Source organism: Chitinimonas viridis, assembly GCF_030409555.1.
GTDB lineage: Bacteria > Pseudomonadota > Gammaproteobacteria > Burkholderiales > Chitinimonadaceae > Chitinimonas > Chitinimonas viridis.
Window position 1 is genome coordinate 90,809 of sequence record NZ_JAUFPU010000007.1, and the last position, 22,782, is coordinate 113,590.

Here is a 22,782-nt window from a genome sequence, read left to right on the forward strand (position 1 = left end):
CCACTGTCATCCGCCACCGCGACGGCCACGCGGATGATGCGCTGCATGCAAGGTTGCCAGCCTGGCCTTGGCCACATGGGTGTAGATCTGGGTGGTGGTAATGTCCGCATGCCCCAGCAGCAGTTGCACCACCCGCAGGTCCGCGCCGTGGTTGACCAGATGGGTGGCAAAGGCGTGCCGCAGCACATGCGGGCTCAGGCGCTGGGCCGCTATGCCCACCCGCAGTGCGTATTGCTTGACGATATACCAGAAGCCCTGCCGGGTCAGCGGCTGGCCATGGGCATTCACAAAGGCAATCGGGTGGGCACGGCCACCTAACAACTGAGGCCGCCCTTCGGCCAGGTAGCGCCGGAACGCCTGCTGTGCCGGCTGGCCCATGGGCACCAACCGCGTCTTGTCGCCCTTGCCATGCTCTATCCGCACCGAACCTTCGGCCAGGTTCATGGCCGCCAGCGGTAAGACCACCAGCTCCGACACCCGCAGGCCAGCCGCATACATCAGTTCCAGCATGGCCGCATCACGCAGGCCCAGCGGCGTATCCAGCGCGGGCGCACGCATCAGCGCCTCCACCTCCACCTCAGACAGCGTCTTGGGCAGGGGCCGCACCAGCCTGGGCCCATCCAGCTCGCCGGTGGGGTCCAGGGCTATCGTCTCCTCCTCCAGCAAATGCCGGTAATAGCGACGCAAGGCCGACAACAAGCGGCCACGGGATGCCCCATTCTTGCCCCGCATCAAGGCGGGCAGACGGCGCTTGTCCACCTCGCTCAACGCCGCGGTCTCGGCGTAGCGCGCCGCCAGCAAGGCCAGGTAATCCCTTATCTGGTCGGGGCCAGCGCTCAGGCTGTCGCTACCCGATTGCGCCAGCCAATCGGCCCATTGCGTCAGATCGCGCCGGTAGCTATCTGCAGTGTGGCCGCTCCACCCCTCCGCCAGCCAGGCAGCATCGATAAAACCGTCTATTCTGTCCCGATCCGTCATGGCGGACATAAAGTCACCACCTCATGCTGCATTTTGCTCGAACAGGCCGATAATTCCAGCCCATGATCACCCTGCTGCTACCTGACTTCCTGCTGATACTGCTGGGCTATGCGCTCAGGCGCAGCAGCTTTCGCGACGATGGTTTCTGGCAAGGCATGGAACAGTTTATCTACTACGTCCTGTTTCCGCCGCTGCTCTTCAATGCGGTGTCACGCGCACCGCTGGACATGGCGCAAAGCGGCCCCATGCTGCTGGCCGGTCTGCTGTTTACCCTGGGCGGACTGTTGCTGGGCTATGCCGCCCGCTGGCTACTGCAGGCCACACCCACCGCTCTGAACAGCGGTACGCAATGCGCCTACCGCTTCAATACCTATGTGGGCCTGGCCATCATCGGCGGCCTGCACGGCCAGCAAGGCATTGCCGCCTTCGCCGTGCTGGTCGGCCTGCTGATTCCACTGGTCAACCTCGTCGCCATCCTGCAACTGACCCAGGGCCAGGGCAACCGCATCTGGCGCGAGCTGCTGGCCAACCCGCTGATCATCGCCATTACCCTGGGGCTGTGCTGGAATCTCAACGAATGGTCCTTGCCCACCTGGCTGCACCACGGCCTGGGCCTGCTGGCAGGTGCCGCCCTGCCACTGGGTCTCATCACCGTAGGCGGCGCCCTGCGCCTGGCTGCCTGGCGCGGCGCGCCCTGGCTGGTTGCCTGGTGGTCGGTGGTCAAGCTGCTGCTGCTGCCCTTGCTGGCCGTTGCCTGCTGCCGCCTGCTGGGGGTGACCGGCGTGTACTACCAGGCAGCGCTGGTACTGGCCTGCCTGCCCTCTGCCACCACCGCCTATATCCTGGCCGTGCGCCTGGGCAGTGACGGCCAGCTGGTCGCCGCCACCATCACCGCCACTACCTTGGGCGCCATGCTGACCGTGCCGCTCAACCTCGCCCTATGGGGATGAAGGTCCCGCGGGCATAAAAAAACGGCCGTCTTGCGACGACCGTCTTTCAAGCAGCAGCAGTGTCCGTCGCTTAAGCGGCGGCAACAGCGACCTTGCGGGCCGGCAGCTTTTCCTTGATACGTGCGGACTTGCCCGAGCGGTCGCGCAGGTAGTACAGCTTGGCGCGACGCACATCACCACGACGCTTCACTTCAACCGAAGCAACCAGCGGCGAGTAGGTCTGGAAAGTACGCTCAACGCCTTCACCCGACGAAATCTTACGGACGATGAAGGAGCTGTTCAGGCCGCGGTTACGCTTGGCGATAACCACGCCTTCGTAAGCCTGCAGACGCTCGCGGTTACCTTCCTTCACCTTCACTTGCACGATGACGGTGTCACCGGGGGCGAATTCGGGGAGGGTCTTGCCCAGACGGGCGATTTCTTCTTGTTCCAGCTTGGCGATGAGATTCATCGTTCAATACTCCAGTGTGAAGCTTGTTCCTTCTCGGGCTGCCAGCCACCTCTCGGTGCGCTCAGGCATCCTCTTTACGCGCATCCTGGTCCTGTTCGGACTGGAACTCACGGAGAAGACGAGCTTCCTCTTTTGTCAGTTGGCGATCCCGCAGCAACTCGGGCCGACGCAACCACGTCCGCCCCAGCGACTGCTTAAGCCGCCAACGCCTGATCGCTGCATGATTGCCCGAAAGCAGGACTTCCGGAACCGCCATGCCGCGATATTCTTCTGGACGGGTGTAATGCGGGCAATCCAGCAACCCGTCCACAAAACTGTCTTCCTGCGCCGAGGCCGCATCATTCAGCACCCCGGGCAACTGCCTGACCAGCGCATCGATCAGCACCATGGCCGGCAATTCGCCGCCCGACAGCACATAGTCGCCGATGGAGATTTCCTCATCCACCTGGCGCGCAATCACACGCTCGTCTATGCCTTCGTAGCGACCGGCCAGAATGATCAGGCCGGGCTCCTGCAGCAGTCGCATCACCGACTCATGGGTCAGCGGCGCGCCCTGCGGCGACATATAAACCACTCTGCTACGCGCGGCGCCGGCAGCAGCCTGCGCTGCCCTGGCATCCTCGATGGCGGCCTCCAGCGGCTCTGGCAGCATCACCATGCCGGGGCCACCACCATAGGGGCGATCATCCACCCGCCGGTAATTGCCCGTGCTGTAGTCGCGTGGGTTCCAGCACTGCAGGCCAAACAAGGCTTGCTCGTGCGCCCGCTGCGTCACGCCATGCTGGGCAATCGCCTCGAACATGGCAGGAAAAATCGTGACGACATCAAAGCGCACGTCAGTAATCCAGGCCCCAATCGACCTTGATCACGCCGGCTACCTGGTCAACGCTGTCGATGACCGGGCCCACGAACGGGATCAGGCGTTCAGCCTGGCCATCCTTCACCACCAGCACGTCATTGGCGCCGGTGCTGAGCAGGTTGTCTACCTTGCCCAGGCTTTCGCCCTGCAGGTTGACAACGGCCAAGCCGATCAGATCGGCCCAGTAGTATTCACCCTCATCTGCCGGCGGCATGGCGGAGCGCGGGATCGCAACCGTCATCCCCTTGAAACCATGGGCGACATCACGATCCGTCACGCCTTCCAGCTTGGCAGACAGATTCTTGGGCTGGCGATTACCCTCTTCGACACGATAGGCGCGCCAGTTGCCATTACGGCCCAGCCACCAGGTATCGTAATCAAACAGGCTATCGGCGTACTCGGTGTCGGAAACCACCTTCACCCAGCCGCGTATACCAAACGCACCTGCGACAAAACCCATCGGCACCAGATCAGCCGGTACACCGGCCGGTGATGCTGCGATGGGCTTTTGGTCCGCCGGCTTCATGTCGGCGCTCACGTCCTTCGGCACTTAGGCCGGCAGACGCTTGACCAGCTTCTTGACGCTGTCAGCCAGCTGGGCACCGTTGCCAATCCAGTGGCTCAGGCGGTCAGCAGCAATGCGCAGACCCTCTTCGCCATCCTTGGCTTGGGGGTTGTAGAAGCCAATGCGTTCAATAAAGCGACCGTCACGGCGGCAGCGCTTGTCGGCCACGACCACGTTGAAGAACGGACGATCCTTGGCGCCACCACGGGCAAGACGAATCACAACCATTATGTTGTTCCTAAAATTCTGGTTAGGCGGAGAAAGCCGGGCATTCTACAACCACCCGGCACAAAGCAGCAAGAAGATCTTGCAACTCAAGTAATTAGACCGTATCGGCAAACCACACAGGCGGCTGCCAGACGGGGCGCACAGCCAGCGCACCCTCGTTGCACAACGACAAAGCGGCAAGCCTTGAACAGGCGCCTAGAGTCTATTCACGATCTTTTCCCCGGGGGAAAATCGTGAAAAGGCTTTTACATGCCGGGGAGCATGCCCTTCATGCCCTTCATCAGCTTGAACATATTCTTGCCGGAGAATTGCTTCATCATCTTCTGCATGTCCTCGAACTGCTTGAGCAGGCGATTGACTTCCTGCACGCTGACCCCGGCGCCGGCAGCGATACGGCGCTTGCGGCTGGCCTTGAGCAACTCAGGCTTGCGCCGCTCCAGCGGCGTCATCGAGCGTATGATGCCCTCCACCCGGCGCATGGCTTTTTCAGCCTCCGGCCCCTGCATGGCCTGGCTCATCTGGCCCATGCCCGGCAATTTGTCGAGCAGGCCGGACATGCCGCCCATTTTCTTCATCTGCTGTATCTGCGCCAGGAAGTCCTCAAGGTCAAAACCCTTGCCAGACTTCATCTTCTTAGCCAGCTTCTCGGCCTCTTCCACATCGACCGTCTGCTGCACCTGTTCGATCAGGCTGAGCACATCGCCCATGCCCAGGATGCGCGAAGCCATGCGCTCGGGGTGAAAAGGCTCCAGCCCGCCCACCTTCTCGCCCACGCCGATGAACTTGATCGGCTTGCCGGTCACATGCCGCACCGACAGCGCCGCACCACCACGGGCATCGCCATCGAGCTTGGTCAGCACCACGCCGGTCAGCGGCAAGGCCTCACCAAAGGCCCGCGCCGTATTCACCGCATCCTGCCCCTGCATGGCATCCACCACGAACAGCGTCTCTATCGGGTTGAGCAGCGCATGCAGTTGCTTGATCTCGGCCATCATGGCTTCGTCTATCGCCAGGCGGCCCGCAGTATCGACAATCAGGACATCAAAGAAATGCCGCTTGGCATGATCCAGCGCAGCACGGGCGATATCGGCCGGCGCCTGCTTGGGGTCGGAAGGAAACCACTCCACCCCCACCTGGCCCGCCAACAGCTTGAGCTGCTCGATGGCGGCAGGCCGATACACGTCAGCCGAGACCACCAGCACCTTCTTCTTGGAATCTTCCTTCAGGCGCTTGGCCAGCTTGCCGGTGGTCGTGGTCTTGCCCGCCCCCTGCAAACCTGCCATCAGCACGATTGCCGGCGGCACTGCAGCCAGGTTGAGGCTGTCGTTGTGGTCGCCCATCAGCTTCTTCAGCTCATCGTGCACCACACCAATCACCGCCTGGCCCGGCGTCAGGCTACCCATCACCTCCTGCCCCAGAGCGCGCTCCTTCACCTGCGCCACGAAGGTTTTCACCACAGGCAAGGCGACATCGGCCTCCAGCAGGGCCATGCGCACCTCGCGCATGGCGTCCGAGATATTGTCCTCCGTCAACCGGGCGTGACCGCGCAGGGTTTTGACGACAGTGGAAAGACGGCTTTGCAGGTTGTCAAACATGGGAGCAATTCTCAATCGGCACCCAGCGGTGCTCTGTTAGACTTGAGCAGCCTCTCGACACGAGGCCGAAGACTGGTTCGGAAACTGTTTACCGCTATCTTGCCCGCCAGAAGCAGGGCCGCAAACACGGCAGCCGCAGCCGCACGGGGTAGCTGCCGCAGTGCACTAGCGATGCCGGCAAGCGCGTAAACAGATTCCCAAAGGCTGTTTAAACCCGGCAGTTTACCTGACTTGCCGCAACCCGACTTGCCAACACGCCCCATGACTCAGTACCTCACCCTGCTCCCCCTGCTGGTATGGCTAGGCTACCTTGCACTGGCCGGCTGGCTGTGGGCATCACGCCGGCCGCCCATCCAGGACTTGCCGGCCACCCGCCTCAAGCTGGAGCACAGCCTGCTGGGCCTGCTGCTGCTGCTGCACGCCCCCCTGGCCTTCACCCCCCTGATCAGCCTTGCCCCCCATTTCGGCGCGCGCGAAGCCCTGGGCATGCTGACCTGGATAGCGGTACTGATCTACTGGACAGCAGCCTTCCTGATCAAGCTGGAAGGCCTGCAGGTCATCTTGCTACCCGTGGCAACCTTCAGCCTGGGTGCCAGCCTGCTGATGCCTGCCGGCCACCCGACACCGTGGCTGTCCGCCCCCCTGATGCAGGCTCATTTCGCCATTGCCATGCTGGCCTATGGGTTTTTCGCCGTGGCGGCGGGGCTGGCCGTCCTGATGCGGCTGGCCGATCGCCAGCTTCACCACCCAGGCCGCGGCCTGCTCAGCCAGCTACCACCCTTGCTGGCACTTGAGCGGCTGCTGTTCTCCACCCTGGCGCTGGGCTTTGTGCTGCTGACCGCCACCCTGGTCACCGGCACGGTCTTCTCCGAGGCGCTATTCCACAAAGCCGTCACCTTCAATCACAAAACCCTGTTCTCGCTGGCCGCCTGGCTGGTATTCGCCGCCCTGCTCTGGGGCAGGCAAACGCGCGGCTGGCGCGGCCGCATTGCCGTGAACTGGACGCTGACGGGCTTCACCCTGCTGCTGTTGGCCTATATTGGTAGTCGGTTCGTACTGGATGCGCTGCTGCAACACTGATCGCCGCAGCCAAGCGGCAGCGCCATCCGGCGATTATGCAAGGCGAAATATATGCCTACGCCATAAAAAACCCATCAAAGCCAGACGGCGCAAGGGTTTTCGGCTTTACATACGAACTTGACAAAGGCATTATTTATGCCAGCCTTCTAAATACGGCGCAGTTCGCGTCACCTTCCGCAAGGACGCATTACCTATGGCGCAATCCCCATCCACCCTCTCTGGCATCGCCCGCGCGCTGGTTCAGCAAGGCCGCTTGCAGGAAGCCGATGCGGATGCCATCCAGGCACAGGCACAGGCCAACCAGACCAGCTTTGTGCAGGCCCTGGTTGCCAGCAAGAAACTCAGCGGCCTGCAGGTGGCCGAGTTCGCCGCCCAGACCTTCGGCTATCCCATGCTGGACCTGGCCCAACTCGACCCGGCCTATATCCCGCCCGGCGCGCTGGATCGCAAACTGATGCAGACCCGCCGCATCGCCCCGCTGTACAAGCGCGGCACCAAGCTGTTCGTAGCCATCTCCGATCCAACCTATCTGCAAGCGCTGGAAGATGCCAAGTTCCAGAGCGGCGCCGTCATCGAACCCATCATTGTCGAAGACCCCAAGCTGGGACAGTTGATCGACAAGCTGGTCGAGGCCAGTGGCGCCAACCTCAAGGACATGGTGAACGACCAGGACGACCTGGACCTCAACGTGCCCGAGGAGAGCCAGGTAGAGGCCGACACCAGCACCAACGAAGTCGATGACGCCCCGGTGGTGAAATACATCCAGAAGCTGTTGCTGGATGCCATCAATAGCGGCGCCTCGGATATCCACTTCGAGCCCTACGAGAAGTTCTACCGCGTCCGCTACCGCATCGACGGCGTGCTGCGCGAAGTGGCCCAGCCTCCGCTGGCCATCAAGGAGAAAATCTCCTCCCGTATCAAGGTGATCTCCAAGCTCGACATCTCGGAAAAGCGCATCCCGCAGGATGGCCGGATGAAGCTGGTGCTATCGAAGACACGCGCCATCGACTTCCGGGTCTCCACCCTGCCCACGCTGTTCGGCGAGAAGATCTGTATGCGGATTCTCGACCCCAGCTCCGCCACGCTGGGTATCGACGCGCTGGGTTACGAGCCGGATCAGAAAGCGGCCTTGCTGGACGCCGTCCATCGCCCCTACGGCATGGTGCTGGTAACCGGCCCCACGGGCTCCGGCAAGACAGTGTCGCTCTATACCTGCCTCAATATCCTGAATGAACCCGGCATCAATATTTCTACCGCCGAAGACCCGGCCGAAATCAACCTGCCCGGCATCAACCAAGTCAACGTCAACGACAAGGCCGGCCTGACATTCGCGGCCGCACTCAAATCCTTCCTGCGGCAGGATCCCGACATCATCATGGTCGGTGAAATCCGTGACCTGGAGACCGCCGATATCTCGATCAAGGCCGCCCAGACCGGTCACATGGTGTTCTCCACCCTGCACACCAACGACGCGCCCGCCACCCTGTCACGTATGCTGAACATGGGCATCGCCCCGTTCAACATCGCCTCGTCGGTCATCCTGATCACCGGCCAGCGGCTGGCACGGCGCCTATGTTCGGCCTGCAAGAAACCGGTGGACATACCGCACGACGTGCTGTTGCGCGCCGGCTACACCGAGGACGATCTGGACGGCAGCTGGCAGCCCTATGGTCCTGTCGGTTGCGATATCTGCAAGGGCTCGGGCTACAAGGGCCGGGTGGGCATCTATCAGGTCATGCCCATCTCTGAAGAAATGCAGCGCATCATCATGCGCCAGGGTAACTCTATAGACATCGCAGACCAGGCCAAGCGCGAGGGTATTCGCGACTTGCGCCAATCCGGCTTGCTCAAGGTCAAGCAAGGCATGACCTCGCTGACCGAAGTAGAAGCCGTCACCAACGAATAAGGCTGTTAAGCCAAGGAGTAACCGCATGGCGGTCGATAAGAAAAGCCAGGTCAAGGAACAAACCTTTTCCTGGGAAGGCAAGGACAAGACGGGTAAAACCATCAAGGGTGAAATGCGCGCCGGTGGCGATGCCGTGGTGCGTGCCAGTCTGCGCCGCCAGGGCGTTACCGTGCTCAAGATCAAGAAGCAATCCCGATCCATGGGCAAGCGCATCACCGAGAAGGACATCACCTTCTTCACCCGCCAGATGGCGGTCATGATGAAGTCCGGCGTACCACTGCTGCAGGCCTTCGACATCGTCGCCAAGGGTCACGCCAATCCCAGCGTGACCCGCCTGCTGACCGAGATCAAGAACGACGTGGAAACCGGCGCCAGCCTCACCCAGGCCTTCCGCAAACACCCGCTCTACTTCGACCAGTTGTTCTGCAACCTGATACAGGCGGGCGAGCAGGCCGGTATTCTCGATGCGCTGCTGGATAGACTGGCGACCTACAAGGAAAAGATCCTGGCCATCAAGGGCAAGATCAAATCCGCCCTGTTCTACCCAATCTCCATTCTGGTGGCAGCCTTTATCGTGATCACCGTGATCATGATTTTCGTGATTCCGGCATTCAAGGATTTGTTCTCCAACTTTGGCGCCGAACTGCCCGGCCCCACCCAGCTGGTCATCAACATATCCGAAATCTTCCTGGCCTATTGGTGGGCCATCTTTGGCGCCATAGGTGGCAGTATCTACGGCATCATTCAGCTCAAGAAACGGTCACGTAAGTTCCAGCAATTCATCGACCGCACCTCCCTCAAGTTGCCGGTGCTGGGTGATGTGATGCGCAAGGCCACCATCGCCCGCTGGACGCGCACCATGTCCACCATGTTTGCCGCCGGCGTACCGCTGGTTGAAGCACTGGATTCCGTCGGCGGCGCCGCCGGCAATATCATCTATGCCGACGCCACCAAACGCATCCAGACCGAAGTCAGCACCGGCACCAGCCTGACTGTCGCCATGCAGAACAGCGAAGTCTTCCCCCCCATGGTGATGCAGATGGTTGCCATCGGCGAAGAATCCGGTGCACTGGACGCCATGCTGGGCAAGATCGCCGACTTCTTCGAACAGGAAGTGGACGAGGCCGTCGATGCACTGACCAGCCTGATGGAACCCATGATCATGATGGTACTGGGCCCCATCATCGGTGGCATCATCATTGCCATGTACCTGCCCATCTTCAAGATGGGTGCCGCCGTCGGCGGCTGATGCAATGACGCTACTCAACCTCGCCGGCATTGAGCCGGCGTTCTTCATTGTCTTCTCGCTATGCCTGGGCCTGATCGTAGGCAGCTTTCTGAACGTGGTGATCCATCGCCTGCCCAAGATGATGGAGAGCGAATTCCGTCACGAATGCGCGGTCATCGATCTGCCCGAAGATGCCGAAGAGCCCGCCAGGCCACGCTACAACCTGGCGGTACCGCGCTCAGCCTGCCCGGGCTGTGGCGCCCTCATCACCGCCCGCGACAATATCCCCGTACTCTCCTGGCTATGGCTACGCGGACGCTGCCGTCACTGCCAGACTGCCATCAGCCCGCGCTATCCGCTGGTGGAGCTGGCGACCGGCCTGCTCACTGCCGCCATGGCCTGGCACTTTGGCCCCTCCCTGCTGGCAGTGGGCGCCATCCTGCTGGTGTGGTTCCTGGTAGCCCTGTTCTGCATCGATGCCGATACCTATCTGCTGCCCGACAGCCTGACCCTGCCCCTGCTCTGGCTGGGCCTGCTGTTCAACCTGCACGGCATCTTCGTTCCCTTGCAGGATGCCGTCGTCGGTGCCATGGCCGGCTATCTGCTGCTCTGGCTGGTCTACTGGGCCTTCAAGCTGGTCACCGGCAAGGACGGCATGGGCTATGGCGATTTCAAGCTGTTGGCTGCCCTGGGCTCCTGGATGGGCTGGCAGTGCCTGCCTGTCATCATCCTCATGTCGTCGGTAGCCGGTGCCATCATAGGCATCAGTCTGACCCTGCTGGCGCGGCGCGGCTGGGGCAAGCCCCTGCCTTTCGGCCCCTACCTGGCCATAGCCGGCCTCGCCACCCTGTTCTGGGGCCCGCAACTGCAAAGACTGATCTGGGGCGGCTACTGATGCCTCGCCTGCCGGAGCGCCCCTCTTGCGCGTGATAGGCCTGACCGGCGGTATAGGCTCGGGCAAATCCGTCGTCGCCCGGGCTTTCCAGGTGCTGGGCGTGCCCCTGGTCGATACCGACGAGATCGCCCATCGCCTGAGCCAGCCCGGGCAGGCTGGTGCCGCCTGCGTAGCGCAACTGTTCGGATCAGATTACCTGACGCCAGATGGCGCCATCGACCGTCCCAGGCTAAGACAAGCCATCTTCAGCGATCCCCAGGCCAAGGCCAGCCTGGAATCCGCCTTCCACCCCCTGATACGCCAGACTGCACTGGCCGATCTGGCCGACCTGCCCACCACCACACCCTATTGCCTGCTGGCCGTGCCCCTGCTGTTCGAGACGGGCGCCTACGCCAATACGATCACGCGCGCCCTGGTGGTCGATGTCCCCGAGGCACTGCAGATCTCCCGTGTGATGCAGCGCAGCCAGCTCAGCGAGGCCGAGGTCAGGGCCATCATGGCCGGCCAGATGAGCCGCAGCGAACGTTTGGCTCGAGCCGACGACGTGATCACCAACGACGGCGACCTCGCGCAACTCGCGGATAAAGTTAAGGTTTTACATAAGAAGTATCTGCAAGCACCTGAATCGGAAACCGATTCAGCTTAATCGTTTGTAAAAATGGGGCGAATCTTGCACAATCGAGCGCTAATACAGGCCTAACCATTCCACGCCCAACGTGATCAGCTACGAATTCCCCGTCAACGAACGTATCCGCACCTTGCTGCGGCTGGAGGATTTGTACGACCGTGCCGCCTTCTTTGCCGGTCGCGATCACCCCTTGGAGCATCACGCCTCCCTGCTGTGCCTGTTCGAAATCATGGAAGTGGCCGGCCGCGCCGATCTGAAATCAGATCTGCTGCAGGAGCTGGACCGCCAGCGCCAGACACTGGAAGGACTGCGCGACAATCCGCAGATTTCCGAAGAAGCGCTGGATATGGTACTGGCCGATATCGAGCACACCCATGGCCGCCTGCTGGAGCCCACCGGCAAGTTCGCCCAGCACCTGCGTGAGAATGAGTGGCTGATGGCCATCAAGCAGCGCTCCGGCATTCCCGGCGGCGTTTGCGAGTTCGACCTACCCTCCTACCACTACTGGCAACAAAAACCGGTAGAAGAACGCCGGCACGAACTGGGTGGCTGGCTAGGCCCCATGCTGCCCATCAAGGACGGCATAGACATCGTGCTGCGGATATTGCGCAACAGCGCCAAGGTAGTACCCCTGGTGGCCCGCAATGGTGCCTTCCAGCAGATGTCGGGCGGCAAGCTGGTGCAGCTGCTCAAGGTAACACTGGCCTCCGACATTCCCTACGTTCCCGAACTCTCGGCCAACAAGTACGCCATCAATGTGCGTTTCGTCACGCCTGCCGCCGGCTCCGACCGCCCCAGGCAGTGCGATCACGATATCGATTTCGTCCTGGCCTTCTGCAACCTCTGATCCATGTCCCAACGTCAAGTCCCCTGCCCGTGTTGCGGCAAGCTCAGCCCATGGTCCAGCGATAATCCCTGGCGTCCGTTTTGCAGCGAACGCTGCAAGCAGATAGACCTGGGCCTATGGGCTGCCGAGCAGTACCGGGTTGCAGGCAGCCCGGTCGATCCACTGGCTGACGACGGTAGCGACCACCGCGCCTAGGCGTCGTTAGGCCGGTAAGAAATCCTTCATTCCACGGTCACCTGACCGTCATGGCAGCACTCTAAGTTTGTTCCTGAGACCACGAACAGACCTGGAGCCCCAGCGCCATGCTGCATATCGAACTGCAACCCACCACCCCGGTCCGGCCCAAGCTTAGCGTCAGCCTGGCCAGCAGCGACAGCGACGTACGCGCAGCGCAGGCCTTGCGCTACAAGGTGTTTGGCGAAGAGATGGGCGCTCGGCTCAACAGCCGCCATAGCGGCCTGGACGTAGACCTGTTCGACCCCTGGTGCGAACACCTGCTGGTACGGGACGAAGCCAGCAACGAAGTCGTCGGCACCTATCGCATCCTGCCGCCCCACCAAGCCAAGGCACTAGGCAGCTACTACTCCGAAACCGAGTTCGACCTGACCCGCTTCCAGCACATCCGCAACAGCATGGTCGAAGTGGGGCGCTCCTGCGTACATCCTGACTACCGCACCGGCGCCACTATCACCCTGCTGTGGGCCGGCCTAGCCGACTACATGAGCCGCCACGGCTACGAATACCTGGTCGGCTGCGCCAGCATCAGCATGGCGGACGGCGGGCATGCTGCCGCCAGCATCTACCGGGAGCTGAGCAAAAAATCCATGTCGCCGGTAGAGTGGCGCGCCCATCCACGCTGCCCGCTGCCCCTGGATGCACTCGATGATGCCGTGCCGGCCGAGATCCCGCCGCTGATCAAGGGCTATATGCGCGTGGGGGCCTATATCTGCGGCCTGCCGGCATGGGATCCGGACTTCAACACCGCCGACCTGCTGATCCTGCTGCCCATGAGCCGGATGAATAACCGTTACGCCCGTCACTTCATCGCCACCGCATGACCGGGGTGCTGGCCGGTATCAGCGCACGGTTTGCTGACAAGCCGCTGCTCGCGACATTACACTCGCGGCTTGTCACCATGAAAACACCGCGACTATTACGCGCGTGGCGTTCCGCCCGCCTCTTCCTGCATCTGCTGCTTGGCCTGACCGAGGTAGCCCTGCTGTTCAAGCGCAGGGATGCCGCCAGCCGGGCGCGCGCCATCGCGCGCTGGTCTCGGCGCCTGTGCCAGATACTGGGCATCGAGGTGGAAGCACGCGGCGACCACCCTGAGCTGGTGCCTACCAATACCGTGCTGGTGGCCAACCACGTGTCCTGGCTGGATATCTTTGTCATGAATGCGGTCTGCCCATCGCGCTTCGTGGCCAAATCCGAGGTCCGCCGCTGGCCCCTGATAGGCTGGCTATGCCATCGGACCGGCACCCTGTTCGTGGCCCGCGAACGCCGCCATGACACCGTGCGGGTCAATCGCCAGATTGCCCATGCGCTCAGCAGCGGCGATTGCATTGCTGTCTTCCCCGAAGGCAGTACCACCCATGGGCTGGATGTCGCCAGCTTCAATGCCTCGCTGCTGCAGCCCGCCATAGAAGCTGGCGCCCAGCTGCAGCCCATCGCCCTGCGCTACTACGACCAGCACGGCCTGCGCAGCACGGCTGCCGCCTATGTGGGGGAAATGAGCCTGATTGAATCCATGGGCCTGTTGCTGGCTGAACCGCGCATGCGCGTCACCCTCGATTACCTGCCCACCCTGGCCGCCCAGGAATATGGCCGGCGAGAGCTGGCGCAGCTGGCGCAGCAACGCATCGCCGAACGGGTGCGTAGCGACATCGAGCTGGTCGTCGCAGCACCTGAGCCCTCGCAACCGGCTAACGGGGACGACATCAGCCCCAGTCGCTAGAGCGCGCTTGGCGTGATGGCACCTGAAACACCTGCCTATCCTCCAGCCGCACACCAGCCAGGCTGCCACCCCAGACACAGCCGGTATCCAGCGCGATGACGTCAGGCCTCAGCATCAAGCCCAAGGCCGACCAATGGCCGCTGACTATACAGACATCCTGGTGCTGCCTATCCGGTGCATCAAACCAGGCATGCAGATAGGCCGGCGCATCGTCCAGCTCACCCTTGAAATCCAGGTCCAAGGCCCCTGTGTCCGTTAGCAGGCGCATGCGGGTGCAGACATTCACCACCAGGCGCAGCCTGTCCATGCCGACCAGCCCCTCATGCCACCGGCTGGGTTGATTGCCATACATCTGCCCCAGGAATTCCTTATACCCCGCGGAGGCCAGCACCGCCTCGACCTCCGCCGACAGCGCCACCGCCTGTTGCGGCGTCCAGTCGGGCAGCAAGCCCGCATGGACAAGCAGATAGCCACCGCATCGCCGCACCAGCGGCTGACAACGCAGCCAGTCCAACAGCAAGGGGGCGTCAGGCGCCGCCAACACCTCGGCCAGGGTGTCCCTACCCTTCTGCCTCGCCAGGCCCGCCTGCACCGCCAGCAGGTGCAAATCATGATTGCCAAGCACGATATCGACACAGTCCCGGTGCTGATACACCCAACGCAACACCGCCAGTGAGTCTGGCCCACGATTGACCAGATCACCTACCAGGAACAGCCGGTCCCTACCCGGCTGAAACGCCATGGCGGCCAGCAAGTCCAGAAACTCCTGATAACAACCCTGCAGGTCGCCTATTGCATAGCTGGCCATGGTGAACTCGATAAGGGGAAGCCGTCGATTATAGTGATATCGGCAGCTTGCGTGCTGGGCTGGCTATCGCTGGCAGCGAGCACTAGACTCATGCGAGGAGGACAGATGATAGAGCACCCTTTAGCCAGTATTGATGCCTGGACACGCTTCTTCGAAGCCAGCACCTTCCCCATACTCGCCCGCAGCAAGGCAGAGCTGGTCAAGCTGGTGGAGAAAGGCGAGGATGCCACGGTGCTGGATCTGGCGGCCGTCGCACACCACGACGCCCTGCTGGCACTCAAGATACTGCGCTATCTGCAGCGACACCGTTCCGCCCAGCAACTGACCGACGTCACCACCGTAGAACGGGTCATCCTGATGGTGGGGGTCGACCCCCTGCTGCGCGCCTTTGTCGAGTGCGACACAGTCGAGCATATGCTGCAGGGGCACCCACAAGGCCTGAAGCAGGTCCTTCGAGTGCTGCAGCGAGCCTTCCATGCCGCCATCAGCGCCGAACTCTGGGCCGGCCACCGACACGATATCGACGGCGGCGAGGTGGGCACCGCCGCCTTGCTGCGCGATATCGCCGAAGTACTGGTGGGCTGCTTCGCCCCCAAGTTGCTGCTACGGATACGCGCCATGCAACAACTGGACAAGCGTCTGCGCAGCCAACTGGCGCAAAAGACCGTGCTGGGCTTTCCTTTGCTCGAGCTACAGCTGGCGCTGATCGAAGCTTGGCACCTGCCCCCGATACTGAAGATGCTGATGGATGAAGGCCACGCAGAACACCCCAGGGTGCGTACCGTCACCACCGCCGTGGCCTATGCCCGCCATAGTGCCAATGGCTGGAACGATGAGGCGCTTCCTGACGACTATCAGGCCGTCGCCGACCTGGCCGGCATGGGTTACGACAAGGCGCAGCACCTGTGCCACGAAGCCAGCCGCAAAGCGCAGATAAGCTGGGACTGGTTTGGCGATGATCCCGCCGAGCCGCCACCACCCATACAGATATCGGCCCACCCCAGCTAATGCTGCCGCTATGCCGAAAGCAGTACGCTAGACGTAAAAAAGCCAACCCTAAGGTTGGCTTTTTCATTGGAACACTGCGGTTTAGGCAGCTTCCACCACTTCAGCAACTTCCGGACGGTCCAGCAGTTCGACCAATGCCATAGGAGCATTGTCGCCCTGACGGAAACCGTACTTCAGAATGCGCAGGTAGCCGCCGTTACGGTTCTTGTAGCGTGGGCCCAGCACGTCGAACAGCTTCAGGGTCAGCTCACGATCGCGAGTGCGGTCGAAGGCCAGACGCAGGTTGGCGACAGTGCGCTCCTGCTTGCCCAGAGTGATCAGCGGCTCAGCCACGCGACGCAGTTCCTTTGCCTTAGGCAGCGTCGTCTTGATGACTTCGTGCTTCAGCAGTGCGTTGGCCAGGTTGCGCAGCATCGCCAGACGATGGCTCGTCGTGCGATTCAGTTTGCGGTTACTTTGACGATGACGCATGGTGTTTATCCCTTGTCTTTCCAGCCTGGATTACGGCTTTTCCAGGCCGACCGGCGGCCAGTTTTCCAGCTTCATGCCGAGCGTCAGACCCTTGGAGGCCAGCACTTCCTTGATTTCATTCAAGGACTTGCGACCCAGGTTCGGGGTCTTCAGCAATTCGGTCTCGGTACGCTGGATCAGGTCACCGATGTAATAGATGTTTTCAGCCTTCAGGCAGTTCGCCGAACGCACGGTCAATTCCAGATCGTCAACCGGGCGGAGCAGGATCGGGTCGACCTGCGGCGCACGAGGCGCCTCAGGTTCGACTTCAGTGCTCTTCAGGTCAGCGAACACGGCCAGCTGCTCGACCAGGACGCGGGCGGCAAAACGAACCGCTTCTTCCGGATCGATGGCACCGTTCGTTTCGATCTCCATCACCAGCTTGTCGAGGTCGGTACGCTGCTCAACACGAGCGCTCTCAACCGCGTAGCTGACGCGACGTATCGGGCTGAACGACGCATCCAGCAGGATGGAGCCGATGTTACGGCCCTCTTCCTTGTCCAGACGCACGACAGCCGGCTGGTAGCCGCGGCCCTTTTCAACCTTGATCTCCATGGCGAGCTTGCCGCCAGCAGAGAGGTTGGCAATCACGTGATCAGGGTTGACGATCTCGACGTCGTGAGGGACTTCGATATCGCTGGCCTTCACAACGCCTTCGCCATCCTTCTTCAGGGTCAGCAGGGCTTCACCACGGCCGTGCAGCTTGAGCACCACACCCTTGAGGTTCAAGAGGATATCAACGACATCCTCCTGAACACCGTCAAGTGCCGAATACTCATGCAACACGCCTTCGATCTTAACTTCGGTCGGCGCATAGCCGGGCATCGACGACAGCAGGATACGGCGCAACGCATTGCCGAGCGTATGGCCGTAGCCACGCTCAAACGGCTCCATCACGACACGCGCCTGGGTAGACGACGATGCCTGCACATCGATGATGCGCGGTTTCAGCAAGTCATTCGCGTTGCTTTGCATAAACAATCAATCCCTTTATCGAAACGAGCGACGATCCGTATTTACGGTTCGATTACTTCGAGTAGAACTCGACGACGAGCTGCTCGTTGATGTCGCTGGACAGGTCGCTGCGTTCTGGGGCGCTCTTGTAAACGCCTTCCATCTTCTTGCCATCGACACTAACCCAGCCGGGGAAACCGATCTGCTCAGCCAGCGCGAGCGCTTCCTGAATACGAACCTGCTTCTTCGACTTGTCGCGAACAGACACCACGTCGCCAGCCTTGACCTGATAGGAGGCGATATTCACCACCACACCATTCACGGTGATCGACTTGTGGCTGACCAGCTGACGAGCTTCCGAGCGGGTCGAGCCGAAGCCCATGCGGTACACAACGTTGTCGAGACGCGCTTCCAGGATCTTCAACAGGTTTTCACCGGTCGAGCCCTTACGGCGGGAAGCCTCTTCAAAATAACGGCGGAACTGACGCTCAAGAACGCCGTAAATACGGCGAATCTTTTGCTTCTCACGCAGTTGCACACCAAAACCTGACAGACGGGGCTGCTTAGCACCGTGTTGACCAGGCTTACTATCCAGCTTGCACTTGCTGTCCAGAGCGCGACGTGCGCTCTTCAGGAACAGATCTGTGCCTTCGCGGCGCGAAAGTTTACATTTCGGTCCGATATAACGTGCCATCTCGGGTCTCCGGAATTAGATACGACGCTTTTTCGGCGGACGACAGCCGTTGTGCGGTACGGGGGTAACGTCGGAAATGCTGGTGATCTTGAAACCCAGCGCATTCAACGCACGCACAGCGGAGTCACGGCCTGGGCCGGGTCCCTTGATGCGGACTTCGAGGTTCTTGACGCCATATTCCTGGGCAACTTTACCAGCATGCTCCGCTGCCACCTGGGCGGCGAATGGTGTACTTTTCCGAGAGCCCTTGAAACCAGCACCGCCCGAGGTAGCCCAGGAGAGAGCATTTCCTTGGCGATCAGTGATGGTCACGATCGTGTTGTTGAAGGAAGCGTGCACATGCACGATGCCTTCCGACACGACCTTTTTGACTTTCTTCCGTACACGCACTGTGTTTGCTTTAGCCATTGCTATTCCTTAAGTGCTTACTTCTTCCCTGCGATCGACTTACGCGGGCCCTTGCGGGTACGCGCGTTCGTGCGGGTGCGCTGACCACGCGCGGGCAAGCCCTTGCGATGGCGCAGACCACGGTAACAACCGAGGTCCATCAGACGCTTGATGTTCATCGTAATCTCACGACGGAGGTCACCCTCAACCGTGAACTTGCCGACTTCCTCGCGCAGCTTGTCCATCTCTGCATCGGTCAGGTCCTTGATCTTGCGATCAGCAGGAACTGAAGCGATGGCACAGATGGCCTTAGCGCGAGTCTGTCCGATCCCGTAAATGGCTTGCAGGCCAATGACGGTATGCTGATGATTGGGTATGTTTACCCCAGCAATACGGGCCATTCTCGTTACCCCAGATGTAAAAAGTTGCGGATTCTAGCACCAAACGCCAGCCGACGGCAACTGACGCGGCTTAACCTTGACGTTGTTTGTGCCGCGGATCCGTGCAGATCACACGCACAACGCGGTTGCGGCGTATGACTTTGCAGTTACGGCATATTTTCTTGACCGAAGCTTGAACTCGCATCGCTCTATCCTTTCAATGAAAAACCGCGTCACTTCGAGCGGAAGACTATACGGGCACGGGATAGATCGTAGGGCGTCAGCTCCACGGTCACCTTATCGCCAGGTAGGATACGGATATAGTGCATCCGCATCTTGCCGGAGATATGGCCCAGTACCACATGACCATTTTCCAGTTTCACGCGAAAAGTCGCGTTGGGAAGGTTCTCCAGAACCTCCCCTTGCATCTGAATAACGTCTTCCTTCGACATGACTCGTTCGGGTTATCTATCGTTAGTCACAGGTTCGTATCAGCCAGCCTTAAAGTTCGCCTTCTTCAGCAAACTCTCGTACTGGTGAGACAGCAGATACGACTGGACCTGTGCCATGAAGTCCATCGTTACCACCACCACGATCAACAGTGAAGTACCGCCGAAATAGAACGGCAGGTTCCACTGCAGGAGCAGGAACTCCGGAATCAGGCAGATGATGCTGATGTAGATCGCACCGATCAGCGTCAGACGCAGAATCACACGCTCAATATACTTTGCGGTCTGTTCACCCGGGCGTATGCCAGGAATGTACGCACCGCTCTTCTTCAGGTTCTCAGCCGTTTCCTTGGGATTGAAAACCAAGGCGGTATAGAAGTAGCAGAAGAAGATGATGGCAGCTGCGTAAAGCATCACATACAGCGGCTGACCAGGATGCAACATGGAGCCGACCGGCTTCAACCAGGAGAAGAAGCTGGACTCGCCACCCCAGGACATCAGGGTAGCCGGGAACAATATGATGCTCGAAGCAAAAATCGGCGGTATGACACCAGCCATGTTCAGCTTGAGTGGCAGATGGGTATTCTGGCCTTGCATCACGCGGTTGCCCACCTGACGCTTGGCATAGCTCACCAGCACCTTGCGCTGACCACGTTCCACAAACACCACGGCAGCAGTCAGCAAGACCACGCCAGCCCCCAGGGCCAACACCAGCAACACAGGCAGCGCACCTTGGTTGGCCAGCTCCAGGGTCTGACCTATGGATGCCGGTATGCCAGAGGCAATACCCGCAAAGATCAGGATGGAGATACCGTTACCCAGGCCACGCTCGGTGATCTGCTCACCCAGCCACATCAAGAACATCGTGCCGGTCACCAGGGTCAACACGGTGGTGAAGTAGAACTCCGCACCACTGACACCTGGCACAACCAACTGAGAATTGAGCGCCCAACTTGCCGCACCGAAGCTTTGTGCAACAGCGATAACCACGGTCAGATAACGCGTGTACTGCGTGATCTTGCGACGACCTGCCTCACCCTCCTTCTTCAATTCCTTCAGCTTGGGTACGACTTCCGAACCCAGCTGAACGACGATAGAAGCAGAGATATACGGCATGATGCCGATGGTAAACACCGTTGCCCTGGACAAGGCACCGCCCGAGAACATGTTGAACATGTTCAGCAGCCCGGCCCCGCTCTGCGACATGTCGAAGAGCTTGGCCAAGGCTATCGGATCAATACCTGGTATAGGGATATGCGCACCGATGCGATAAACGATCAAAGCACCTATGAGGAACAAGATTCGTTTTTTCAGATCTGCATACTTGCTTGCAGTACTGGCCATCGCAGGATTTGCCACGTAGTCGCCCTATCTCAAGCTTTATTCGACAATGCTGCCGCCGGCGGCTTCCAGAGCAGCACGGGCGCCGGCAGTTGCCGACACGCCACGCAGCTTGATAGCCTTCTCCACCTTACCAGCCAGGATCAGCTTGGCAGCCTTGGCACCTTGCGGCACCAAGCCAGCCTGCTTCAACACCAGCAAGTCGGCTTCTTCAACCGGCAGCTTGTTCAGGTCGTCCAGACGCAGCTCAACCGTGTGACCCTTGGTCAACGACTTGAAACCACGCTTGGGCAGGCGACGTTGCAAAGGCATTTGACCGCCTTCGAAGCCTACCTTGTGGAAACCACCCGAACGCGACTTCTGACCCTTGTGACCACGGCCACAAGTCTTGCCCAGGCCAGAGCCAATGCCGCGGCCTACACGCTTAGAAGCGTGCTTGGCACCATCAGCGGGCTTGATCGTATTCAGTTCCATTTAGCCCTCGCTTTTCAGCAGATAGCTGATCTTGTTGATCATGCCGCGGTTTTCCGGGGTATCGATCACTTCCACCGTTTGGCGGATGCGACGCAGACCCAGACCACGAGCGCACGCCTTGTGCGCTTCGAGACGGCCAATCAGGCTCTTGACGAGCGTTACCTTGATCTTGGAATTAGCCATTTGCCTCGGCCCCCAGGATGTCCTCGATGGCCTTGCCGCGCTTTGCAGCAACTTCAGCCGGGCTGCGCAGCTTGGACAAACCGTCCAGGGTGGCACGCACGAGGTTGTAAGGATTGGTGGAACCGTGGCACTTGGCCGAGATGTTGGTCACGCCCATCACCTCGAACACAGCGCGCATCGGACCACCGGCCTTGATACCAGCGCCTTCAGCGGCAGGTTGCATGAACACGGTGGTAGCACCGTGCTTGCCAACGACTGCGTGCTGAACGGTACCGTTCTTCAAGCTGATCTTCACCAGCTTGCGGCGGGCTTCTTCCATTGCCTTTTGCACAGCCACGGGCACTTCCTTCGACTTGCCCTTGCCCATGCCAATACGGCCATCACCGTCACCGACCACGGTCAGTGCGGCGAAACCCATGATCCGGCCACCCTTCACCACCTTGGTGACGCGGTTGACGCTGATCATCTTCTCCCGCAGGCCGTCGCCGCGATCTTCGATTTCTGACTTCGCCATGATTACTCCTTAGAATTCGAGGCCGGCTTCACGAGCGGCGTCGGCCAAAGCCTTGACGCGGCCGTGGTAATGGAAGCCCGAGCGGTCGAAGGCAACGGCGCTTACGCCAGCAGCCTTCGCCTTTTCGGCGATACGCTTACCAACAGCAGCTGCAGCAGCGATGTTGCCACCGTTAGCGATGTCCTTACGGACATCCACTTCCAGGGTCGACGCGCTGGCCAGCACCTTGCCGCCGGTCTCATCAATGACCTGGGCGTAGATATGGCTGTTAGTGCGATGAACCGAAAGGCGCACCACTTTCAAGCCGGCAATGCGGGCACGGGTTTTGCGGGCCCTGCGCAAGCGAGTTTCGTTCTTGTCCATGATTTCAGCCTCGATTACTTCTTCTTGGTTTCTTTCAGGACCACCACTTCGTCGCTATAACGTACACCCTTGCCCTTATAGGGCTCTGGAGCACGGTATGCGCGAATCTCAGCGGCAACCTGACCAACCTGTTGCTTGTCGACACCCTTCAGGAGGATCTCGGTCTGCGTCGGGGTTTCCACCTTCACACCAGCCGGCATCTTGTGCGCGACAGGGTGGGAGAAACCCAGCGTCAGATTAAGAACTTCACCTTGAGCCTGGGCACGATAACCCACGCCTACCAGGTTGAGCTTGCGCTCAAAGCCCTTGGAGACACCGGTTACCATGTTGTTCAGCAGTGCACGCATCGTGCCGGACATGGCGCGGGAGTGCTTGCTTTCATCAACGGCCTTGAAGACCAGAGCGTTGTTTTCGACAGCGATCTCGACAGCGCTATCCAGAGGACGCGATGCGGTACCGAGCGGGCCCTTAACAACAATCTCGCCACCGGCCAGCTTGACTTCAACGCCGGCAGGCAGAACGACTGGGTTTTTAGCTACGCGGGACATGTTCT

The 22,782-nt window shown here is 60.5% G+C and carries 31 protein-coding genes; 11 read left to right on the forward strand and 20 right to left on the reverse strand.

Annotated elements, in window-relative coordinates:
- Positions 1–6: 6 nt before the first annotated feature.
- Positions 7–987, reverse strand: a complete 981-nt coding sequence (locus QWZ03_RS08515; protein WP_290332320.1) for a site-specific tyrosine recombinase XerD — start codon at positions 985–987, stop codon at positions 7–9.
- Between the two features lie 53 nt (positions 988–1,040).
- Here QWZ03_RS08515 and QWZ03_RS08520 point away from each other — a divergent pair, with 53 nt between their 5' ends.
- The gene (locus QWZ03_RS08520) at positions 1,041–1,928 is read left to right on the forward strand and encodes an AEC family transporter (RefSeq protein WP_290332321.1); all 888 of its coding nucleotides are present in this window, start codon (positions 1,041–1,043) and stop codon (positions 1,926–1,928) included.
- 70 nt (positions 1,929–1,998) lie between these two features.
- Here the strand turns inward: QWZ03_RS08520 and rplS are convergent, their stop codons facing one another.
- From rplS to ffh, 5 genes are all read right to left on the reverse strand, one after another.
- On the reverse strand, positions 1,999–2,379 hold the full coding sequence (rplS, locus tag QWZ03_RS08525; protein ID WP_284197207.1) for a 50S ribosomal protein L19: 381 nt from the start codon (positions 2,377–2,379) through the stop codon (positions 1,999–2,001).
- A gap of 61 nt (positions 2,380–2,440) precedes the next feature.
- Positions 2,441–3,214 (reverse strand): tRNA (guanosine(37)-N1)-methyltransferase TrmD, encoded by a 774-nt coding sequence (trmD, locus tag QWZ03_RS08530; RefSeq protein WP_308447534.1) that lies wholly within the window; start codon positions 3,212–3,214, stop codon positions 2,441–2,443.
- Between the two features lies 1 nt (position 3,215).
- Positions 3,216–3,764 (reverse strand): ribosome maturation factor RimM, encoded by a 549-nt coding sequence (gene rimM / locus QWZ03_RS08535; RefSeq protein ID WP_290332322.1) that lies wholly within the window; start codon positions 3,762–3,764, stop codon positions 3,216–3,218.
- Between the two features lie 24 nt (positions 3,765–3,788).
- A complete protein-coding gene (gene rpsP / locus QWZ03_RS08540) occupies positions 3,789–4,031 on the reverse strand; it encodes a 30S ribosomal protein S16 (protein WP_284197205.1) in 243 nt (80 codons plus the stop codon).
- A gap of 245 nt (positions 4,032–4,276) precedes the next feature.
- Entirely contained in the window at positions 4,277–5,626 is a 1,350-nt protein-coding gene (gene ffh, locus QWZ03_RS08545; RefSeq protein ID WP_284197204.1) for a signal recognition particle protein, read from the reverse strand.
- 261 nt (positions 5,627–5,887) lie between these two features.
- Between ffh and QWZ03_RS08550 the strand changes: the two genes are divergently transcribed.
- The 9 genes from QWZ03_RS08550 to QWZ03_RS08590 all read left to right on the forward strand — a co-directional run bounded on the left by QWZ03_RS08550 (position 5,888) and on the right by QWZ03_RS08590 (position 14,164).
- Positions 5,888–6,706, forward strand: coding sequence for a cytochrome C assembly family protein (locus QWZ03_RS08550; RefSeq protein WP_290332323.1), 819 nt, complete (start codon positions 5,888–5,890; stop codon positions 6,704–6,706).
- 193 nt (positions 6,707–6,899) lie between these two features.
- Entirely contained in the window at positions 6,900–8,612 is a 1,713-nt protein-coding gene (pilB, locus tag QWZ03_RS08555; RefSeq protein WP_290332324.1) for a type IV-A pilus assembly ATPase PilB, read from the forward strand.
- Between the two features lie 25 nt (positions 8,613–8,637).
- Entirely contained in the window at positions 8,638–9,861 is a 1,224-nt protein-coding gene (locus QWZ03_RS08560; protein WP_290332325.1) for a type II secretion system F family protein, read from the forward strand.
- A gap of 4 nt (positions 9,862–9,865) precedes the next feature.
- Positions 9,866–10,735, forward strand: coding sequence for a prepilin peptidase (locus QWZ03_RS08565; RefSeq protein WP_290332326.1), 870 nt, complete (start codon positions 9,866–9,868; stop codon positions 10,733–10,735).
- Positions 10,736–10,766: 31 nt separating this feature from the next.
- Complete coding sequence (coaE, locus tag QWZ03_RS08570; RefSeq protein WP_290332340.1) at positions 10,767–11,381, forward strand: dephospho-CoA kinase; 615 nt, start codon at positions 10,767–10,769, stop codon at positions 11,379–11,381.
- A 70-nt stretch (positions 11,382–11,451) separates the two neighbouring features.
- Positions 11,452–12,210 carry a cell division protein ZapD gene (zapD, locus tag QWZ03_RS08575; protein WP_290332327.1) on the forward strand — a complete coding sequence of 253 codons (759 nt, stop codon included), beginning with the start codon at positions 11,452–11,454 and terminating at the stop codon, positions 12,208–12,210.
- Between the two features lie 3 nt (positions 12,211–12,213).
- Positions 12,214–12,405, forward strand: a complete 192-nt coding sequence (locus tag QWZ03_RS08580; RefSeq protein ID WP_290332328.1) for a DNA gyrase inhibitor YacG — start codon at positions 12,214–12,216, stop codon at positions 12,403–12,405.
- Between the two features lie 107 nt (positions 12,406–12,512).
- The gene (locus tag QWZ03_RS08585; protein ID WP_290332329.1) at positions 12,513–13,268 is read left to right on the forward strand and encodes a GNAT family N-acetyltransferase; all 756 of its coding nucleotides are present in this window, start codon (positions 12,513–12,515) and stop codon (positions 13,266–13,268) included.
- Between the two features lie 77 nt (positions 13,269–13,345).
- Positions 13,346–14,164: a lysophospholipid acyltransferase family protein gene (locus QWZ03_RS08590; protein WP_290332330.1), complete on the forward strand. Its 819-nt coding sequence runs from the start codon at positions 13,346–13,348 to the stop codon at positions 14,162–14,164.
- Here the strand turns inward: QWZ03_RS08590 and QWZ03_RS08595 are convergent.
- Positions 14,148–14,972 carry a symmetrical bis(5'-nucleosyl)-tetraphosphatase gene (locus QWZ03_RS08595; RefSeq protein WP_290332331.1) on the reverse strand — a complete coding sequence of 275 codons (825 nt, stop codon included), beginning with the start codon at positions 14,970–14,972 and terminating at the stop codon, positions 14,148–14,150. The two genes, QWZ03_RS08590 and QWZ03_RS08595, sit on opposite strands and share 17 nt — an antisense overlap.
- 105 nt (positions 14,973–15,077) lie before the next feature.
- On the opposite strand from QWZ03_RS08595, the gene QWZ03_RS08600 reads away from it, so the two are divergent.
- Positions 15,078–15,980 (forward strand): HDOD domain-containing protein, encoded by a 903-nt coding sequence (locus tag QWZ03_RS08600; RefSeq protein ID WP_290332332.1) that lies wholly within the window; start codon positions 15,078–15,080, stop codon positions 15,978–15,980.
- An 81-nt stretch (positions 15,981–16,061) separates the two neighbouring features.
- On the opposite strand, the gene rplQ is transcribed toward QWZ03_RS08600, so the two are convergent.
- The 13 genes from rplQ to rplF all read right to left on the reverse strand — a co-directional run bounded on the left by rplQ (position 16,062) and on the right by rplF (position 22,777).
- Positions 16,062–16,451 (reverse strand): 50S ribosomal protein L17, encoded by a 390-nt coding sequence (gene rplQ / locus QWZ03_RS08605; RefSeq protein ID WP_284197192.1) that lies wholly within the window; start codon positions 16,449–16,451, stop codon positions 16,062–16,064.
- 30 nt (positions 16,452–16,481) lie between these two features.
- The gene (locus QWZ03_RS08610; protein WP_284197191.1) at positions 16,482–17,465 is read right to left on the reverse strand and encodes a DNA-directed RNA polymerase subunit alpha; all 984 of its coding nucleotides are present in this window, start codon (positions 17,463–17,465) and stop codon (positions 16,482–16,484) included.
- A gap of 52 nt (positions 17,466–17,517) precedes the next feature.
- Positions 17,518–18,138, reverse strand: coding sequence for a 30S ribosomal protein S4 (rpsD, locus tag QWZ03_RS08615; RefSeq protein WP_284197190.1), 621 nt, complete (start codon positions 18,136–18,138; stop codon positions 17,518–17,520).
- Positions 18,139–18,153: 15 nt separating this feature from the next.
- Entirely contained in the window at positions 18,154–18,546 is a 393-nt protein-coding gene (gene rpsK, locus QWZ03_RS08620; protein WP_072428309.1) for a 30S ribosomal protein S11, read from the reverse strand.
- A gap of 17 nt (positions 18,547–18,563) precedes the next feature.
- Positions 18,564–18,926 carry a 30S ribosomal protein S13 gene (gene rpsM / locus QWZ03_RS08625; RefSeq protein WP_284197189.1) on the reverse strand — a complete coding sequence of 121 codons (363 nt, stop codon included), beginning with the start codon at positions 18,924–18,926 and terminating at the stop codon, positions 18,564–18,566.
- 70 nt (positions 18,927–18,996) lie between these two features.
- Positions 18,997–19,110 carry a 50S ribosomal protein L36 gene (gene rpmJ / locus QWZ03_RS08630; protein WP_072428311.1) on the reverse strand — a complete coding sequence of 38 codons (114 nt, stop codon included), beginning with the start codon at positions 19,108–19,110 and terminating at the stop codon, positions 18,997–18,999.
- A 28-nt stretch (positions 19,111–19,138) separates the two neighbouring features.
- Positions 19,139–19,357 (reverse strand): translation initiation factor IF-1, encoded by a 219-nt coding sequence (gene infA / locus QWZ03_RS08635; RefSeq protein WP_284197188.1) that lies wholly within the window; start codon positions 19,355–19,357, stop codon positions 19,139–19,141.
- 39 nt (positions 19,358–19,396) lie between these two features.
- Positions 19,397–20,698, reverse strand: a complete 1,302-nt coding sequence (secY, locus tag QWZ03_RS08640; protein WP_290332333.1) for a preprotein translocase subunit SecY — start codon at positions 20,696–20,698, stop codon at positions 19,397–19,399.
- A gap of 36 nt (positions 20,699–20,734) precedes the next feature.
- A complete protein-coding gene (gene rplO / locus QWZ03_RS08645; RefSeq protein ID WP_284197186.1) occupies positions 20,735–21,169 on the reverse strand; it encodes a 50S ribosomal protein L15 in 435 nt (144 codons plus the stop codon).
- Complete coding sequence (gene rpmD, locus QWZ03_RS08650; RefSeq protein WP_284197185.1) at positions 21,170–21,352, reverse strand: 50S ribosomal protein L30; 183 nt, start codon at positions 21,350–21,352, stop codon at positions 21,170–21,172. It abuts the gene before it with no gap.
- Positions 21,345–21,866 (reverse strand): 30S ribosomal protein S5, encoded by a 522-nt coding sequence (gene rpsE, locus QWZ03_RS08655; RefSeq protein WP_284197184.1) that lies wholly within the window; start codon positions 21,864–21,866, stop codon positions 21,345–21,347. The genes rpmD and rpsE overlap by 8 nt, the downstream gene beginning before the upstream one ends.
- A 9-nt stretch (positions 21,867–21,875) precedes the next feature.
- On the reverse strand, positions 21,876–22,229 hold the full coding sequence (gene rplR / locus QWZ03_RS08660) for a 50S ribosomal protein L18 (RefSeq protein ID WP_284197183.1): 354 nt from the start codon (positions 22,227–22,229) through the stop codon (positions 21,876–21,878).
- 14 nt (positions 22,230–22,243) lie between these two features.
- Positions 22,244–22,777 (reverse strand): 50S ribosomal protein L6, encoded by a 534-nt coding sequence (gene rplF / locus QWZ03_RS08665; RefSeq protein WP_290332335.1) that lies wholly within the window; start codon positions 22,775–22,777, stop codon positions 22,244–22,246.
- Positions 22,778–22,782 lie beyond the last annotated feature (5 nt).